At 43.0% G+C, this 17,353-nt stretch carries 18 protein-coding genes; 6 read left to right on the top strand and 12 right to left on the bottom strand.

Features of this window, described 5'->3' with window-relative positions:
- Window positions 1-137 precede the first annotated feature (137 nt).
- The gene (gene hutI, locus LRS05_RS09055; protein WP_257868028.1) at window positions 138-1,373 is read right to left on the bottom strand and encodes an imidazolonepropionase; all 1,236 of its coding nucleotides are present in this window, start codon (window positions 1,371-1,373) and stop codon (window positions 138-140) included.
- Between the two features lie 71 nt (window positions 1,374-1,444).
- On the opposite strand from hutI, the gene corA reads away from it, so the two are divergent.
- The gene (corA, locus tag LRS05_RS09060; protein ID WP_257868029.1) at window positions 1,445-2,551 is read left to right on the top strand and encodes a magnesium/cobalt transporter CorA; all 1,107 of its coding nucleotides are present in this window, start codon (window positions 1,445-1,447) and stop codon (window positions 2,549-2,551) included.
- On the top strand, window positions 2,541-3,233 hold the full coding sequence (locus LRS05_RS09065) for a DUF1003 domain-containing protein (protein WP_257868030.1): 693 nt from the start codon (window positions 2,541-2,543) through the stop codon (window positions 3,231-3,233). The genes corA and LRS05_RS09065 overlap by 11 nt, the downstream gene beginning before the upstream one ends.
- A 95-nt stretch (window positions 3,234-3,328) precedes the next feature.
- On the opposite strand, the gene LRS05_RS09070 is transcribed toward LRS05_RS09065, so the two are convergent.
- The gene (locus LRS05_RS09070) at window positions 3,329-3,820 is read right to left on the bottom strand and encodes a GNAT family N-acetyltransferase (protein WP_257868031.1); all 492 of its coding nucleotides are present in this window, start codon (window positions 3,818-3,820) and stop codon (window positions 3,329-3,331) included.
- 97 nt (window positions 3,821-3,917) lie between these two features.
- Window positions 3,918-5,315: a class II fumarate hydratase gene (gene fumC / locus LRS05_RS09075; protein WP_257868032.1), complete on the bottom strand. Its 1,398-nt coding sequence runs from the start codon at window positions 5,313-5,315 to the stop codon at window positions 3,918-3,920.
- Window positions 5,316-5,490: 175 nt separating this feature from the next.
- Here fumC and LRS05_RS09080 point away from each other — a divergent pair, with 175 nt between their 5' ends.
- A complete protein-coding gene (locus LRS05_RS09080) occupies window positions 5,491-5,661 on the top strand; it encodes a hypothetical protein (protein ID WP_257868033.1) in 171 nt (56 codons plus the stop codon).
- An 86-nt stretch (window positions 5,662-5,747) separates the two neighbouring features.
- Here LRS05_RS09080 and LRS05_RS09085 read toward each other — a convergent pair whose 3' ends face one another.
- From LRS05_RS09085 to LRS05_RS09110, 6 genes are all read right to left on the bottom strand, one after another.
- Window positions 5,748-7,997, bottom strand: coding sequence for an ATP-binding protein (locus tag LRS05_RS09085; RefSeq protein ID WP_257868034.1), 2,250 nt, complete (start codon window positions 7,995-7,997; stop codon window positions 5,748-5,750).
- 3 nt (window positions 7,998-8,000) lie between these two features.
- Window positions 8,001-8,600: a biliverdin-producing heme oxygenase gene (locus LRS05_RS09090; RefSeq protein ID WP_257868035.1), complete on the bottom strand. Its 600-nt coding sequence runs from the start codon at window positions 8,598-8,600 to the stop codon at window positions 8,001-8,003.
- 8 nt (window positions 8,601-8,608) lie between these two features.
- On the bottom strand, window positions 8,609-9,043 hold the full coding sequence (locus LRS05_RS09095; RefSeq protein ID WP_257868036.1) for a response regulator: 435 nt from the start codon (window positions 9,041-9,043) through the stop codon (window positions 8,609-8,611).
- A gap of 63 nt (window positions 9,044-9,106) precedes the next feature.
- Entirely contained in the window at window positions 9,107-9,541 is a 435-nt protein-coding gene (locus tag LRS05_RS09100) for a response regulator (RefSeq protein WP_257868037.1), read from the bottom strand.
- A gap of 113 nt (window positions 9,542-9,654) precedes the next feature.
- Complete coding sequence (locus tag LRS05_RS09105; protein ID WP_308224971.1) at window positions 9,655-10,017, bottom strand: response regulator; 363 nt, start codon at window positions 10,015-10,017, stop codon at window positions 9,655-9,657.
- Between the two features lie 96 nt (window positions 10,018-10,113).
- Window positions 10,114-10,665 (bottom strand): AraC family transcriptional regulator, encoded by a 552-nt coding sequence (locus tag LRS05_RS09110; RefSeq protein WP_257868038.1) that lies wholly within the window; start codon window positions 10,663-10,665, stop codon window positions 10,114-10,116.
- A 163-nt stretch (window positions 10,666-10,828) separates the two neighbouring features.
- Here LRS05_RS09110 and LRS05_RS09115 point away from each other — a divergent pair, with 163 nt between their 5' ends.
- The gene (locus LRS05_RS09115) at window positions 10,829-11,536 is read left to right on the top strand and encodes a hypothetical protein (protein ID WP_257868039.1); all 708 of its coding nucleotides are present in this window, start codon (window positions 10,829-10,831) and stop codon (window positions 11,534-11,536) included.
- Here the strand turns inward: LRS05_RS09115 and LRS05_RS09120 are convergent, their stop codons facing one another.
- Complete coding sequence (locus LRS05_RS09120; protein WP_257868040.1) at window positions 11,537-12,139, bottom strand: hypothetical protein; 603 nt, start codon at window positions 12,137-12,139, stop codon at window positions 11,537-11,539.
- Between the two features lie 144 nt (window positions 12,140-12,283).
- Here LRS05_RS09120 and LRS05_RS09125 point away from each other — a divergent pair, with 144 nt between their 5' ends.
- Both LRS05_RS09125 and guaB read left to right on the top strand, forming a co-directional pair.
- On the top strand, window positions 12,284-13,147 hold the full coding sequence (locus LRS05_RS09125) for a hydroxymethylglutaryl-CoA lyase (RefSeq protein ID WP_257868041.1): 864 nt from the start codon (window positions 12,284-12,286) through the stop codon (window positions 13,145-13,147).
- 130 nt (window positions 13,148-13,277) lie between these two features.
- Complete coding sequence (gene guaB / locus LRS05_RS09130; RefSeq protein ID WP_257868042.1) at window positions 13,278-14,750, top strand: IMP dehydrogenase; 1,473 nt, start codon at window positions 13,278-13,280, stop codon at window positions 14,748-14,750.
- A gap of 92 nt (window positions 14,751-14,842) precedes the next feature.
- Here the strand turns inward: guaB and LRS05_RS09135 are convergent, their stop codons facing one another.
- Both LRS05_RS09135 and LRS05_RS09140 read right to left on the bottom strand, forming a co-directional pair.
- Complete coding sequence (locus LRS05_RS09135; protein ID WP_257868043.1) at window positions 14,843-16,738, bottom strand: monovalent cation:proton antiporter-2 (CPA2) family protein; 1,896 nt, start codon at window positions 16,736-16,738, stop codon at window positions 14,843-14,845.
- Window positions 16,728-17,342: an NAD(P)H-dependent oxidoreductase gene (locus LRS05_RS09140; protein WP_257868044.1), complete on the bottom strand. Its 615-nt coding sequence runs from the start codon at window positions 17,340-17,342 to the stop codon at window positions 16,728-16,730. The genes LRS05_RS09135 and LRS05_RS09140 overlap by 11 nt, the downstream gene beginning before the upstream one ends.
- Between the last annotated feature and the right edge of the window lie 11 nt (window positions 17,343-17,353).

Raw genomic sequence — 17,353 nt, forward strand, 5'->3', positions numbered from 1 at the left:
AATAAAATCAAGTTGCCTGCTCTGAATATAATGCAATCTGCACACAAAATATTGATAAATATGTTGCTGACTGTAAGAATTTAAATTCCAATTTGTAAGGCAAACCCAATGATGTTAAAATTTTAACAGCAGAAGATTTAGATAGGTTTTCCATTTACGATTACGGTGTCAATCAGGTTGCTCCCGAACGCGTATGGCAGTTGATAGTATGAAGTTAATGGCTTAGTAATTATAAAATTAGCGGCTTTACCTCGAGTAATACTTCCATGCGTTTCTGATATCCCCATAGCATACGCACCGTTAATTGTAGCGGCGTTTATGGCTTCTTCCGGAGTCATTTTCATTTTGATGCAGGCGGTTGCCACAACCAGGTTCATATTGCCCGACGGGGTTGTTCCCGGATTGAAATCTGTCGCCAGGGCGAGGGGCAGTCCCGCCTCGATCATCTTACGCGCCGGAGTATATGGAATACTGAGGAAAAATGAGCACGTAGGCAGGGCCACAGGCATCGTTTCAGACCCTCTGAGCGCTTCAATGTCGCCATCCGTCACAATCTCCAGGTGATCCACAGATAACGCGTTGTGGCACACGCAGGCCGCGATTCCGTCAATCGCCGTGAACTGGTTTACGTGTATTTTTGCAGAGAGCCTGTAGCGTTTCCCTGCCTCCATAATTCGCTCTGTTTCCTCCACCGAAAAGTACCCGGTCTCTAAAAATGCATCGATATAATCAGCTAAACCTTCACTTGCAATTGCAGGTAGCATTTCATTGATAATTAAATCGATATATCCTGAGTGATTTTCTTTATATTCTTTCGGGAAAGCATGTGCCCCAAGGAAGGTCGCTTTGATTGCGATAGGATAATTTTCACGCAAACGCCTAATCACGCGCAGCATTTTCAGCTCGCCTTCCACAGTGAGTCCGTAACCGGATTTAATCTCCACAGCTCCTGTGCCTTGCTGCATTACTTCTTCCAGACGCTGCGCCGATTGCAGGTAAATTTCATCCTCACTGGTCTCGTTCAGCCTTGCCGCAGAATTGAGAATTCCCCCGCCACGATTGGCGATTTCCTCATAACTCAGGCCGTTTATCCTGTCAACGAATTCCTGTACACGATTGCCGGCATAGACGATGTGAGTATGGCTGTCACACCAGCTTGGCAATACGGTTTTTCCGGTGGCGTCAATTATCTGTGCGTCAGGTAGGTTAGGGCATGTATCCATCGTGCCGAAGTCTTTGATAATGCCGTGTTCAGCCATTAGCCAGGCGTTGTTGAGAAGCGGGAGATCAGCCATTTCTTTGCCTGAAACCTTGTTTACATTTGGTTCGCGGACTTGTAAGAGTTGTTTTATGTTGGTGATGAGTAGCTGCATGATTAAACTTTTGGTAAAAATAGCATTGATTTTAAAAAACACCTATATTTAATGAATCAAATCAACACTTTGTGAAAAGAATTGAATACCGAAAGGTGCGCCGCGTGCAGCCAAATTACTACGAATATACCGGCGAACATACCACTGAACCTGTTAGCATGCAGTTGTTTATATTTAATGAAGAAGGCTATGAAGAGTATAAAAATGTATCGCTGGAAAGGATTACGAAAGAATGTACCGATGAGCGCCAGGAAGGTGATGTAAAATGGCTTAATATACACGGACTGCATGATGTAGAGCTGATTAAGAATATCGGGACTTTCTTTAGTATTGAGCCTGTGGTTATTGGCGATATACTCAATGTTTCCCGACGTACCCGCATTGAAGAATTTGGCGATGTGCTTTTCTTCAGCGTGAAGTCGGTTTTGCCGGAAGAGTTTGAAGGCGAATTACGAACTGAACAGGTCAGTTTCCTGCTGAAGGGTGACGTGATTGTATCTTTCCAGGAAAAGAAAAGCGATTATTTCGGGCATATCCGCGAAAGGATAAGGACAGGAAACGGCATTGTACGAAAACGTAAGAATGATTACCTGCTTTACCTGATGCTTGATGCCATCATGGAAAATTTCTTCATTACGACTGAGAAATACGAAACGCAGATTGACAAATTGAGTAAAGATACCAAGGTTGCGAGACAGACCGACTTTATTAAATCAGTAGAGCAGACTAAAGAAAATCTGTATTTTCTAAAACGTTCGGTTACTCCGCTGCGTGACGCGCTTTATAACTTAAAAACACATAGGGAAGATGATGATGAATTTGTTACAATACGCAAACCAACACTATCATTTTTCGCGCGCCTTCACCAAAAATGCCTTGAGCTGCTTGACCAGGCGGAATACGACCTGCATTCGGTTGACAGTGCTAGCAATTTTCACTTTTCAGCGCAGAGCCAGCGTATGAACCAGATTATGAAAACGCTTACCATTTTCTCGGTGATTTTCATGCCATTGACCTTTATTGTTGGCGTTTACGGAATGAATTTTGACAATATGCCGGAACTCCGCACTGAAAATGGCTATTTTGTGGTGTTGGGTGTCATGGCTGTAATCATCATAGCTATGGTTATATATTTTAAAAAAGAAAGACTGGTTTTAAATACATACAATGAAATTTAAAAGTGATATCTCCGGTAAGGAATTCCTACAGGATGAAAAAGTTTCGGCAGCGTCATTGCGAAAGCCGCTACTTGAAATGATAAAAGCAGAAAATTCGGATTTTGATGAATCGTGCTCGCTGGCTTTAAGTGAACTGAATATCTATCGTGAAAAATATATCTCGGATTTTCTTTCAAAAGAGTTGGGCGAACTGGATGAGATGGAGAAGAAGGTCGTACAGTCACTCAAAGACAACTCACTTGTTGCAGATAATCCTGATGATGAGGACAATACACTTACTGTAGGGCAAAGGGTTGCAGACAAGGTAGCGAGCTTTGGCGGAAGCTGGACGTTCATATTGTCATTCCTTTGTTTCCTATTGGGATGGATAGGCATCAACGTGTTTTTACTCATGAACAAAGGCTTTGATCCGTATCCGTTTATATTGCTTAACCTGATACTTTCATGCGTAGCGGCATTGCAGGCACCGGTTATCATGATGAGCCAGAACCGTCAGGGTGAGAAAGACCGTGAGAAGGCACAAAATGATTATATGGTTAACCTGAAGTCAGAACTGGAAATACGGATGCTGCACGAAAAAATTGACCATATCATTTTGCATCAGGAACAAGCGCTTTTAGAAATACAGCGTGTTCAGATTGATATGATGAATGATATACTTGCGAAAATGAAGAAGAAGTAATTAGTCGCAGTAATTCAGTCTCAGTCTCAGTCTTCGGTCTTGGGTTCAATTATCTATTTTACTATACTGTGAACTGCAACTGCGACTGTTAACTCTTAAAGCATTTTCTGCATAAAAAGTAAATCAAGCCAACGGCCAAATTTAAAACCTGTTTCTTTTAATAATCCGGCTTCAGTAAATCCATATTTTTTGTGGAAGGCAATGCTGCCTGCATTTCCGGCGTCTATTCCGCCAATTATGGTGTGGTAGCCGCCAACTTTAGCAAGATGAATTAGCTCTTTAAGCAACTGCCCGCCCATACCTTTACCGGAATAGCCGTCAGCAACGTACACTGAATGTTCCACCGTAAATTTATAGCCGTCTTTATAGCGGAAAGGACCATATGTGCCGTAACCCACAACTTTGTTATCGTCAACTGCAACAATAACCGGCCATCCTGCTGATTGTTTGTCGGCAAACCAAGTATCTATGTATTCCTGCGGCTTTATATGATAATCATACAGCGCTGTAGAATGCAGGATGTTATGATTGACAATGTCAAGGATTTCGGGCAGGTGAGATGGCAGTGCCGGGATTATTTCAATCATGATGTAGCGCTATAAGAATCATTGCGAGCGAAGCGCGGCAATCTTTAACAGATTACTTCGTCGTGCCTCCTCGCAATGACAGTATGTATAGTTGATATTATTTAAGCGAGCCTACCATGTCTTCAGCTTTAACCCACTGGTCAAAATCGTCAGCAGATACATAGCCTAAACGTACTGCTTCTTCTTTAAGCGTAGTGCCATTCTTGTGGGCAGTCTGTGCAATCTCAGCAGATTTGTAGTAACCTATTTTTGTATTAAGCGCCGTTACAAGCATCAATGAATTGTCAACCAACTCTTTAATACGAGTATGGTTTGGTTCGATACCCTGTGCGCAATGCTCGTCAAAAGACATACAGGCATCACCTATAAGCCTTGCTGACTGAAGGAAGTTGGCAGCCATGAGCGGTTTAAACACGTTTAGCTCATAGTGGCCCTGAGTGCCGCCAATTGTTATCGCCACATCATTACCCATAACCTGTGCGCACACCATAGTCATGGCCTCACACTGCGTTGGATTTACCTTGCCTGGCATGATTGAAGAACCCGGTTCATTTTCAGGGATGAATATCTCACCAATACCTGAGCGAGGGCCTGAAGCCATCATCCTGATATCATTTGCGATTTTGTTAAGCGACACGGCAAGTTGTTTCAGTGCACCGTGTGTTTCAACAATTGCATCATGTGCAGCAAGGGCTTCAAATTTGTTCTCTGCGGTTACAAATGGGTGGCCGGTGAATTTAGCGATATACTCAGCAACCTTTACATCATATCCATCAGGAGTGTTTAGCCCTGTACCAACCGCAGTTCCGCCCAGCGCAAGCTCACTAAGGTGGGCGAGCGTATTTCTAAGTGCTTTAAGGCCGTAGTTTAGCTGAGCAACATAGCCCGAAAGTTCCTGCCCAAGGGTTAGGGGAGTGGCATCCATTAAGTGCGTACGACCAATCTTCACTACATTCATAAACTCCTTTGACTTTGCCTGAAGCGTATCGCGAAGTTTCTCTACACCGGGTATAGTTACTTCAACAACAGCTTTATAAGCTGCTATGTGCATGCCTGTAGGGTAGGTGTCGTTTGATGATTGTGACTTGTTTACATCGTCATTAGCTTTTAGCACCGGTTCGCCTTCACCTATTTTACCGCCGGCAAGAACCTGAGCACGGTTAGCAATCACTTCGTTTACATTCATGTTGCTTTGAGTTCCCGAGCCCGTTTGCCATATTACAAGAGGGAATTCGTTCCACAGCTTTCCGGCAAGTATTTCATCACACACCTGGCCAATAGCGTCACGTTTTTCTGCGCTTAGTACACCAAGGTCGTGGTTAGCATAAGCTGCTGCTTTTTTAAGGTAAGCGAAGCCTTCCACTATTTCTTTCGGCATAGAGCCCGGCTCACCAATTTTAAAGTTGTTGCGTGAGCGTTCGGTTTGTGCGCCCCAATATTTGTCGGCAGGTACTTTTACCTCGCCCATGGTGTCTTTTTCTATCCTGTATTCCATTATGTTATGTTTGATTGTTGTTTAGGTTTTATTTAAATCCTGCCAAATTTAAGGATTATGCACAGGTATTTAAAAGCTTTTCGCTAAAAATATGTTGTGCATTTACTGCCGTATTAGTTGGCTGTAAAAAATACTATTGCTATATTTGAAGCTGAATTCGAAAATTCCGGAAAACATGTTTGAATTTCAACAGTATTTAGGCTTTTTAGCGTTTCTTACCATCTTTACAATTGGCTTCTGGCTTATGCTTTTCCTTGTAAACTTTGTGTTTTACTGGTTGGGCGGCGCAACAGTTGAGCTTATTAAAGAGAAAAAGGCTGAAAGAAAGCTTAAGGGTAAAGAGTAAATTTTACCTCAAATCGCAAAAGGGCAGGCATCAATTGAGTCGGCCCTTTTTTATTTTAAAATTGTTGATTTGGGATTGATTCCCTATTATTTTACGGGGAAATATAAGCTGAATACTGCGCCTACACCGGCCTCACCGCTTGCCGAAATATAGCCGTGATGCGTTTGCATTATCTTTTTACAGAGAGCGAGCCCGACACCTGAACCCTTATAATCTGATGAGGCATGAAGCTTGGTGAATATGTTGAAGATAGATTCTGCGTACTGCTGTTCAAAACCGATGCCGTTATCAGCGACATGAATAACATGATACAAAGTACTTTCGCCATTGGTATAAGGCAGAGGATTGTGTTCTGCAGTTATCTTAATCTTTGTTTGCCGCTCGGGTGATGAGTATTTAAGTGAGTTGGTAACAAGGTTTGAAAACAGCTGCTTGATTAGGAAAGGGACACCCTGCACAACCGGCAGCGGGTCAATAATTACCTCAGGCCTGTCAGCGCTTTCTGAAAGTTCAGTGCGAATTTCCTCCAGTACTTCATTAAGGTTTACATCAATAAACGCATCATCGCTTTGTTTCAGTTTAGTGTACTTTAATATATCAACAAGCAATGTCTGCATACGGTTAGCCGAAGCATTCATGCGCTGGATGGAGTCCTGCACAGTTTCCGAAAGTTCGGGCTCTTTAAACAGGATACGCGATGATATGAGCTGTATTTTACGAAGCGGTTCCTGCAGGTCATGCGTACTTATCCAGTTTATGTTTTCAAGTTCCGCATTTGTTTCTTTCAGTATTTCGCTCAGCTTGCGGTATTTTTCTTCTTCGCGTGATATTACAAGCAGGTTTATCTGTCGCTGAAGGCTGTTGGCGTAAGCAGCGGCAGTATCAAGTTCGGGCTGCAGCCAGGGTTTGCTCTGGCAGCTTACTATTTCTTTCCAAAGCTTGAATGAGTTTCGGGGTGATAATCCTTTTTCGTCTTTTATAATAGCCTTTTCAGGATCGCCGCCCCAGTTAACTTCTGTTTTTGTTTCGGGCCTGTACCAGATAATGCAGTTGCTGTTTTCAGCATCAAGCGAATGATAAATGATGCCCGAAGTTATAGAGCACATATTTTCATTTTCAGGCAGGTAATCAATAAGTTTATCGGTGCTAAGCTTACCGTTATTCGTGTATAATGCTAGCCATCCGGCCATTTGCCTAATCTGGTCATCACCCGGCGTAAGCCCGTTTTTATAAACCTTATTATCAAAAACTACAGAAACCCCAGCCGCGTTGCAAAGGGCTGTAAGCTCGGGCATGGCAACAAGCTCGGCAATATTACGGCTTTGCTGGCTGGCCGCGTTCATAGCATCAAGCGCCATGGTTGCCTTGCGCACCGTTTCATATTCTTCATTGCGCTGGCGCAGCTCTATCTGCGAAGTTATAAAATGTCCCTGAAGCTGCGCCGCAAGGCGTATTTCAGGTGTAATATTCTTTGGCGAATAGTGGTGGCATGCTATAAGGCCCCACAATCTCTTTTGGTGTATAAGCGAAATCGTCAGCGTGGCGCCAACGCCCATATTGTGCAGGTACTGCACGTGTATTGGCGAGGTGCTGCGCAATATAGATAAGCTCAGGTCAAGGTTTTTACCGGGTGCATCATCTATAGTGTATATTGGTACGGGTGTGTAATCTATATCTGTTATAAGGCGCAACAGGTTTGTCATGTACAACTGCCTTGCCTGCGGCGGAATATCTGTATGCGGGTAGTGCAGCCCAAAAAATGGCTCAAGGTCGTCGCGTACGCTTTCGGCAAAAACCTCACCGTTGTAGTCTTTATCAAAACGGTAAATCATTACTCTGTCATACCCCGTAATTTCTCTGGTGCCTTTAGCTACAAGCGCGCAAAGCTCTTTTAGGGTATGGGTATCGTGCATGTAATTAAGAAACTGCGATGTCTGGTCATACACCTGGCTTGCAGCGCGGCCTGTATCCGCTACTGGTTCTGCTTCAAGCACATAAACACCGTTGCTATTGTGCAGGGTACAGACAAAATCAACGCCGTTCAGCGTAAGCTTCAGCAGGCTTGATGAAAGCATGTTTCCCTGCTCTACATACTGCCTTAAAGTGTTTTCGGCATCTTTGCCAAAAATATTGCCAAACGTTTTGCCCAGCAATTCACCATACAGCATTGTAATATATTCAGCCGTATTGGCGCTGCAATAATCTATTTTAAGCCCGTTTTCGGTAAGGCCAAGCAAAAAACCGTGTGGCTGTATACTTCCGGGTATATGTATAGGCTCCTGCTCACAGTTTTCCAGGTTTACAATTTCGTTATTTACAATACTCTTAATTTCCATGAACTACTGCACCGAATTTTCTTCTAAATGTTTTTTAATCGCCCCAAAAGCATAATTTGCGCCTGCTACTATTTCTTCGGCACTATTTGTTTCAGAGGCATAAGCCTCCATCATCATGATAAAATTTCGCCATGTGCTGCCTGTAGTGGCGCCATAGCCTGCAAAATACCTGGCACCCCCGTTTTCATCAAGCTTAAGCGCCGGCTTTATATTTTTCAGTATAACCCTTCCGCCCAAAGACGAACCCTCCACTACATAATAAATACCAAGTGCAAAAGCAGGCGTAAATGTCTCGCCTGTACTTATTGGATATTTAGCGTCATTAGCAGGCCTGTTTAAATATTTCAGGTCATCCTGTATCAAATGTGTCTTTTTACGAATGCCAAGGTCGGCGATAATATCACTTATAACAGGCATTATATTATCTTCTGTGTCTTTCACAACATCATGCATCAGCGAAAGATAAGTACCGTACCGGCCTATCGAAATATCAGGGCTGATGATGGCTTTTGAAATAGGCAGCTCTTCGAGTTGTGTGTGTAGCGTAGCTGTTTCGGTGCGTAACTTATCCGCAACAGTTTGTATTGCTGTATGGTTTTCCATGAAAGGTTTTATGCAGTGTATAAAAAGTTTTGATCGGTTGCCCTGAAGGTAGCCCAGTTTATGCTCAGTGCATGTTCAATAGAACGTTTAAGCTGGTCAAACATACCTGATTTTTGTACATACAGGCTTGCACCAAGTTCACGGCTTCGTTCAATAGTGCTGTCATCTCCCGATGTTGAAAACATAACAACAGGCAGTTCTTTATGGGCTGACAGGGCGCGTACTTGTTTCAGTGCTTCAAGGCCATTCATGCCCGGCATGTTTATATCTAGAAATATGCAGTAGGGCGTTGGTGGTGGGTTGTTAAGCGCGTGTATAAGATCATGGCCGTTACGAAGTGTGACAACCTCAACGGTTTCATCAATCATATCAACGATTTCCTTGAAAAACTCAAGATCGTCTCGGTCATCATCGATGTAAAATATGGTTAATCCTGAGTTCATGGTAACATTTTTAGAAGTTGGAATTTGTGTTGCCGCAAGGCTATATTATTGGTATTGGCTGAATCATGCTTTGTAAACAAAGTTAGTATCGGTAGGCTCAAAGGTTGCCCAGTTTATATTAAGCGCATGCCTTATAGACTGCCTTAGGTTTTCAAGAAGTGCAGATTTCTGTACAAAAAGGTTCGCTCCCAGTTCTTTGCTTTTTTCAATTGTAACTGCATCACCTGATGTAGAGAACATAATTACGGGAAGGTCTCTGTGGGCGTCTGATTCGCGTAGCTTAGCCAATACCTCAAACCCATTCATGCCGGGCATATTGATGTCAAGAAAAAGGCAGGCGTGCTCCTGGGAACCTACCTGCAGGGCATCTAACAGTTCCTGACCATTCCGGAAGGTGACAACCCGCGCGTTTTCATCAACAAGGTCAACTATCTCGCTGAAGAACTCGCGGTCATCCTGGTCATCGTCAATATAATATACTGTTAATCCCGAATTCATATTTGAAGTATTGATACATTCTTACAAATATAAATAATACAGGAAGAATATGAAAATGTATATAACTATTTAACTAAGATTTTGCTTATAAGATTATACGATAATCTTACGTTTTAAGTAACATTCATTATGAAACTGTCTTTATTCAGCCCATCAGTAATATACTGCCAGTTTACAAGCATAATGTCATTCAAAATTTTAACGAGGTAGTCAAAGTTATTAGGCTTCTTAATGTAAACATTGGCTCCTGCAACAAATGTATTTTCAATGTCATCGTCAGATGACGAGGTGGAATATATTGCGATAGTAATGTCTTTGAGACGTTCATCTTCCCTGATTTCACGGAGGCATTCCATACCCGACTTCCGGGGCATATTTAAATCCAGGAAAATTATATCCGGCAACGGATTGGCTTTATCAGCAAGGTGCTTTGTAAGCTTTTCACCATCAGTAAACTCAATAATCTGGTGTTTAATTTTTACTTCTTCAAAAGCTTCCTTAAAAAAAGGCGATCATCGGCATCATCATCAGCCAGCATTATGTTAAGGGCGGTCAGGCGCATTCAGTACAACTTATTCAGTATAGCGTTTTTGCCGCATAATCTTCTGGAAAGAAGTAGGGGTTACGCCGGTTATGTTTTTAAATTGCTGTGAAAGGTAGGCAACACTGCTGTAATTCATCATGAATGATATCTCGGTAAGCGAGAGGTTTTCTGTAAGCAGTAATTGCTTTACTCTTTCAATCTTATGCAAGATTATGAAATTCTCAATCGAAATAAAAGTGACTTCAGAAAAAATCTGTGACAATGTGCGGTAATTTTCATTGAGCTTTTCAGCAAGATAGGTTGATATTTTTACTGAAGGGATGCCTTTCTCAGAATATATCATTTCAATAATGGCATTCTTTACTTTTTGCACCAGTATGCTTTTCTGGTTGTCAACTATCTCAATGCCGTACTCTTTTAGTGAAGCTATGAGCCGTTCATACTTCTCCATCGGGATGTTTTCCCTGAATCTTACATACCCGGGTTCAGTAACTTTACAGTCAATTTCAAATTTGTCAAGCTGCTGCTGTAAAATCACTTTGCACAGTGTATCAATGTTATATTTAATGTATAGCTCCACTAACTATTTTTTTGGTTGGATGTGTTTGAAGGTTGGCAATGTAATAAAAAGTAAGAAATTTAGTATTATATATTCATAGCCCAATTTTATGTTTTAAGACAAAGCTAATTTCATAAAAAAATATTAATTCTTCCCGAAGGATAGATGCATGTATACTAAATTTATGCCAAACATTTTAATGATGCAGATTAATACTATGCCGCCTGATGGCGGAATGCTTTATACCGAAACAAACCTTGACAGGTTTTTTCCTGAACCACTGAACGCCATAACATCATTGCTATTTTTGCTTCTGGCCGGCTACTGGACGTATAGACTGGCCGGTAAAGGCAAAACGCACAAATTTCTGTCTTTTGCAGTGGCGCTTTTATACATTGGCGGTATAGGAGGCACAATTTACCATGGTTTAAGGCAGTGGAGTATTTTTATAATGATGGACTGGCTGCCTATTATGCTGCTCTGTGTTGCGGCAGGGGTTTACTTCTTGTCAAAAATTGTAAGGTGGTATTTTGCTGTAAGTGTTGTTTTGCTTTATGCGGCATTTCAGTTTTTCCTGCGCCAAAAATTTGCACAGGGAAATGATATACAGTTATTCATAAACATAAATTATGCTGTGCTTGCATCTATTGTTTTATTTCCTGTTTTAGGATTTCTGGTCAAAACAAAGTTCAGGCACGCGCGTTGGGTTGGCTTTGCCTTAGTAGCGTTTGTATTTGCGCTTACCTTCAGGGTGACAGACGGCTGGGGATGGGTATCGTTCGGTACACACTTTTTGTGGCATGTGTTTGGCGCTGTGGCAGCATTTTGTATGTTCAACTACATTTATCTTATTAATGAAGATAAGCAGGCTGTGGCGGCATTGGAAGAATGATTACCGCTTTACATCAATTGACTTTACCAGCTTATCAAACTCAGCGCTACAGTCTTCGTTTATAAGACCGTCAGTAAAATTTATCTGGAAGTAATAATCTTTTTTCGGGATGATGTACATCCGGTTCCTTACACGGTATTGTTGGCCGTTATCAGTTTTCATTGTGAACTTGGTACGGAAGTAAATGCATTTAATCCCGTCAATTTTCACATCAGCAGGCTCTTCCATAAACTCGTAGTCTTCAAGCAGCTTACCCATGTCGCGTGCGCTTTTTACAAGGGTTGACTTAAAAGTGTCCCAGTCTTTATTTCGCCTCTCCCGTAAGTTTATCTGGATGGCAGGTATAAGGCCGGGATGCGTTTGCGGATCATATTTGTAAAATGATACCAGGTGCAGCGAACCTTTGCGATCTTCCAGTATCTTCATCACCTTGGCATCATCAAGGTCAAGCTTTTCAAGGTTTTCCAGAACATCCTGATTATTGGCAACAATCCAACCTTCAGGTTCGTTCATGCTAAAGCCATGCGCTTTGCTTTCATATTTTGCCTGCGCAAACGAGGCTAAAGAAAATAGAGTTATGAAACAGGTGATTATAACTTTCATGTGATAATGTAAAGCAACAAAATTATATAAAAATCTGTAAATCTTAATATTATGTTAAAGTAAACGTTGTGCTTGCGTCGGTTTATAATGTTAGCAGAGAAATCGATTTCGTAAAATGTAATAGTTTTTTATCTTTGGGCATCTATGAGTAAAGTAAAAATCATCGAATGCCCCCGTGATGCCATGCAGGGCATTAAGGCGTTTATACCGACGGAGAAAAAGGTTACCTACCTGCAATCTTTGCTGCGTGTTGGCTTTGATACACTTGACTTTGGAAGCTTTGTCTCGCCAAAGGCTATCCCGCAAATGCAGGACACGGCTGAGGTATTGGCACAGCTTGACCTTTCGCGTACGCAGACTAAACTCCTGGCTATCATAGCAAATGTTCAGGGTGCTCAGTCGGCAGCCCAGCATAGTGAAATACAATATTTAGGGTATCCTTTTTCGATTTCTGAAAACTTCCAGATGCGAAATACCCACAAAACAATTGCCGACTCGCTTATCACACTCCAAGAGATACTCAACATTGCCGATGCTTCTAATAAGGAGGTTGTGGCGTACTTATCAATGGGTTTTGGAAACCCTTATGGCGACCCTTGGAGCGTAGAAATTGTAGGGGAGTGGACAGAGAAATTGTCATCAATGGGTGTAAAGATATTGTCTTTAAGCGATACTGTTGGCAGCTCAACGCCCGACGTGATTGATTATCTTTTTGCAAACCTTATCCCTAAATACCCTCATATAGAATTCGGTGCCCACCTGCATACTACTCCGGATAAATGGCACGAAAAGGTTGATGCTGCCTACAAAGCCGGCTGCCGCCGTTTTGATGGCGCTATACAAGGCTTTGGCGGATGCCCCATGGCAAAAGATGACCTCACCGGTAACATGCCAACTGAACGTATGCTATCATATTTTACAACGGTTAAAGAAGATACCGGCACCAGCCCTATGAGTTTTGAAAGCGCCTACAATGAGGCTACCAAAATATTTGGCGAGTATCATTGATGCCAGGATTTAGCCAAAAGCCACGAGGCACAAGCTTTTTTAGCTTCATGATTATCTTTTGGCTGATGCCTTGTGGCTAGTCACTAAAAAAACACTACATTTGCATGCAATTTAACTACAAATTGCAACGATGAAAGCACACACAACTAAGATCATCGGCGAGGGTTTAACCTATGATGATGTTTTGCTCGTCCCCAACTATTCTGAAGTACTTCCGCGCGAAGTAAGCATTAAGACAAAATTTTCACGAAACATAACACTTAACGTTCCTGTGGTTTCAGCTGCGATGGATACCGTTACCGAAAGCGCTATGGCTATCGCTATGGCTCGTGAGGGTGGTATTGGCGTACTTCACAAAAACATGACTATAGCCCAGCAGGCTGCTGAAGTCCGCAAAGTAAAGAGGGCTGAATCAGGCATGATCATAGACCCGGTTACTTTACCTCTTACAGCCAATGTGGGCGATGCCAAAGCTGCCATGCGAGAGTATGGCATAGGCGGAATACCAGTTGTAGATGAAAGCGGGAAATTGAAAGGCATCGTTACCAACCGCGACCTTCGCTTTGAGAAAGACAACAGCCGTTCAATACTTGAGGTGATGACATCTCAAAACCTTGTAACAGCAGGCGAGGGCACCACCCTTGAAGTTGCTGAGGGCATTCTTCAGGAAAACAAAATTGAGAAACTGCCGGTAGTTGATAAAGACAATAAACTGGTTGGACTGATAACTTTCCGTGATATTACAAAGCTTACGCAGAAACCTATGGCCAATAAAGACCGCTTTGGGCGCCTTCGCGTAGCTGCTGCACTTGGTGTTACTACAGATGCGGTTGACAGGGCGGAAGCGCTTGTAAATGCAGGTGTTGATGCCGTGATTATTGATACAGCCCACGGCCATACAGCCGGCGTAGTAAAAGTATTGAAAGAGGTAAAAGCTAAATTCCCGCAGCTTGATGTTGTGGTGGGCAATATTGCAACCCCTGAAGCTGCATTATACCTTGCACAAAACGGCGCTGATGCCGTAAAGGTGGGTATTGGCCCGGGATCTATATGCACTACACGTGTTGTGGCAGGTGTGGGCTTCCCGCAATTCTCTGCGGTGCTTGAGGTTGCTGCTGCACTCAAGGGTTCAGGTGTACCTGTTATTGCTGATGGCGGCATCCGTTATACCGGTGATATCCCAAAAGCCATAGCCGCAGGTGCGGATTGCGTAATGCTTGGCTCGTTGCTTGCAGGCACAAAGGAATCTCCGGGTGAAACGATTATATTTGAAGGGCGTAAGTTCAAATCATACAGAGGTATGGGTTCAGTTGAAGCCATGAAAGAAGGCAGTAAAGACCGCTATTTCCAGGATGTGGAAGATGATGTAAAGAAACTTGTTCCCGAAGGTATCGTGGGCCGTGTGCCTTACAAAGGCGAACTTTTTGAAAGCATGCTGCAGTTTGTAGGCGGGCTACGTGCAGGTATGGGTTACTGCGGTGCAAAAGACATCCCTACACTACAGGAAACAGGCCGTTTTGTACGCATCACTTCAAGCGGAATATCTGAAAGCCATCCGCATAATGTAACGATTACTAAGGAAGCTCCTAATTATTCGCGCTAACCGCGCTAAAAGAAGTTAGCCACAAGGCACAAGCCACTAGTTCTCACTCATATGCTGAGCAACTAGTGGCTTGTGGCTTTTTAACTCTTGGCTTATCCAGTGGCTTGTGGCTCATCACTCTCACCGGCTTCTTTCTTAAGCGAAGTATTTTCCCATGCATGGTCATTAGCGCCAAGCTGGGCATACAGGTCGTTTTTAAGTAGTTGTTCCTGCAATTCAATCTCTTCCATTGTAGTCATAAGGAAGGCTTTTTTATCGTGCCTTTTCTCCGCAAGCTTAAATATCGACAGTTCATCATATTTAATAAAACGCTGTCCCTGGCGTGTGGCAGTGTAGCGCCTCTGCCCAAGCTCTACCAGTGCATCAACACCTAAATGCACGGCACTGTATAAATTTTCACGGTAAAAATTGCTTACACCCATGTCTACCAACTCAAAAGCGTCGCTGCGGTTACGGGCACGGGCCAGTACCTTCAGGTTAGGGAAGTGCTTCTTAATCATCTCAACAACCGCAAAATTTACACGAGGGTTGTCAATCGCGGCAATGAATAATTTTGCGTCATCACAACCGGCAGCCTTCAATAGCTCAAGCCGTGAGGCATCTCCGTAATATACCTTAAAGCCCATTTTACGCAGTGAATCCACACGATCGCTGTCCATGTCTAATACTGTTGCAGATATACCGTTGGTTTTCAGCAGGCGAACAATTGTGCTTCCGAAATTTCCGAACCCTGCTATTATAACATCATTCTTTTCGTCAATGCTGTCATATTTATTTTTCGGCTGTTTTTCTTTAACGCCAAAGAAAGGGTCAATCCATTTTTCATTTATAAGCAGTAAAAATGGCGTACCTATCATACTCGTAGCAATTACGGCCATCATTTGGTTGGCAAGGGCTGTAGGCATAAGATTCAGCTGAGTAGCAAAGCCCAATATTACAAAACCGAATTCACCTGCCTGGCTGAGTGCAAAACCAAACAGGATGTTCTGGTCAGCGCTCTTTTTATACAATTTCCCGACTGCAATTAGTACGAGGAATTTAATGATATTGAATATGGTGCAGAAAATTATGATGAATGCCGGGTCGGCTAGTATAAGCCCAAAATCTATAGATGCGCCTACGCCTATAAAAAACAGTCCCAACAACAATCCCTTGAAAGGAGCTATATCACCCTCCAGCTCATGGCGAAACTCACTGTTTGCCAATACAAGCCCAGCCATAAATGCCCCAAGTGCCGGGCTTAGCCCAACCATTTGCATAGCAAAAGATACAGCCAGGACCAGCAATAGGGCTGAAGCAGTAAAGAGCTCCTGCAGCCTTGTACGGGCCACCATGTGCAGTATCGGGACAAAAAGGTAGCGTCCTGCCAAATATACCCCGCCAATTGTGCCGAATACTAACAGCGTTTGCAGCCAGGGTGAGAAATCTGCAATAAGCGAATCACCAACGTCGGTATTTTCAATATTCCCGGTGGCTATAAGCGGAAGTATGGCGAGTATAGGGATTACCGCTATATCCTGGAAAAGCAAAACGGCGAAAGATGACCTGCCCATTGATGTGTTAGACAAGCCTTTTTCTTTCATTGTCTGCAGCACAATTGCTGTGGATGATAGTGTAAGCGCCAGCGCAATTGTAATGGTGGATTGCCATTGCCACGGCAGTACGGCTGATATTGCAATGAACAGTACGGCAGTAGTACCAACCACCTGCAAGCCACCCATGCCTACAATAAAGCGGCGCATCTTCCAGAATTTATGCGGGTCTAGCTCAAGCCCGATAAGGAAAAGCATCATTACCACGCCGAACTCGGCAAAGTGCATAATATCTTCACCTTCCTGACCGATAAGGCCAAGCACGTGCGGGCCAATAATTATCCCGGCAAAAAGATAACCCAGTATAGAGCTAAGCCCTGCTTTCTTTGCTATAGGTACACATATAACAGCAGCAGCCAGGTAAATAATGGCTTCAAACAATATACTATTTTCCATAAGCTGCAGTTTTAGTTTGTAACCAGTCGTTGAAGTAATTGTATTTATTCAATTCAGCAGGGTCAATCTCATTGTTGGCGAGATACTCCAGTACTTTACAATACAGCTCGCCGTTTTCAGCATAGCCATTATCATCCATAGAATGTGTTCCGTGTACAACAAACGGCGGAAGATATTCCATCCGGCATACGCGGGCGGTCTGGTTGAATGGCTCTAAAAGTTGGGGTATAGTATATAAGTCACGGCCCGTAGCACAATAGTTTTCCTTTTTGCCTCCTGTAGTTATTGCCTGAAGCAATAGTTTACCTTTAAGCGCGTAACCATCATGGCCATAGGCCCATCCATGCTCCAGGACTATATCAATCCATTGTTTCAGCAGAGGTGGGCAGCTGTACCAGTACATGGGGTGCTGCCAGATTATTATGTTGTGGTTGTAGAGCAATTCCTGCTCACGTTTCATGTTGATGTCAAAGTCCGGATATTCCTGGTACAGGTCATGAAAAGTAATGTTTGGCAAGTTCGGGATGCAGCTTACCAACGCCTTATGGGCATTAGATTTTTCATATAATGGGTGAGCAAAAAGTATCAGGATTTTGTTTGGCATAAAATGATGAT

The sequence above is a fragment of the Flavobacterium sp. J372 genome (assembly GCF_024699965.1).
Lineage (GTDB): Bacteria > Bacteroidota > Bacteroidia > Flavobacteriales > Flavobacteriaceae > Flavobacterium.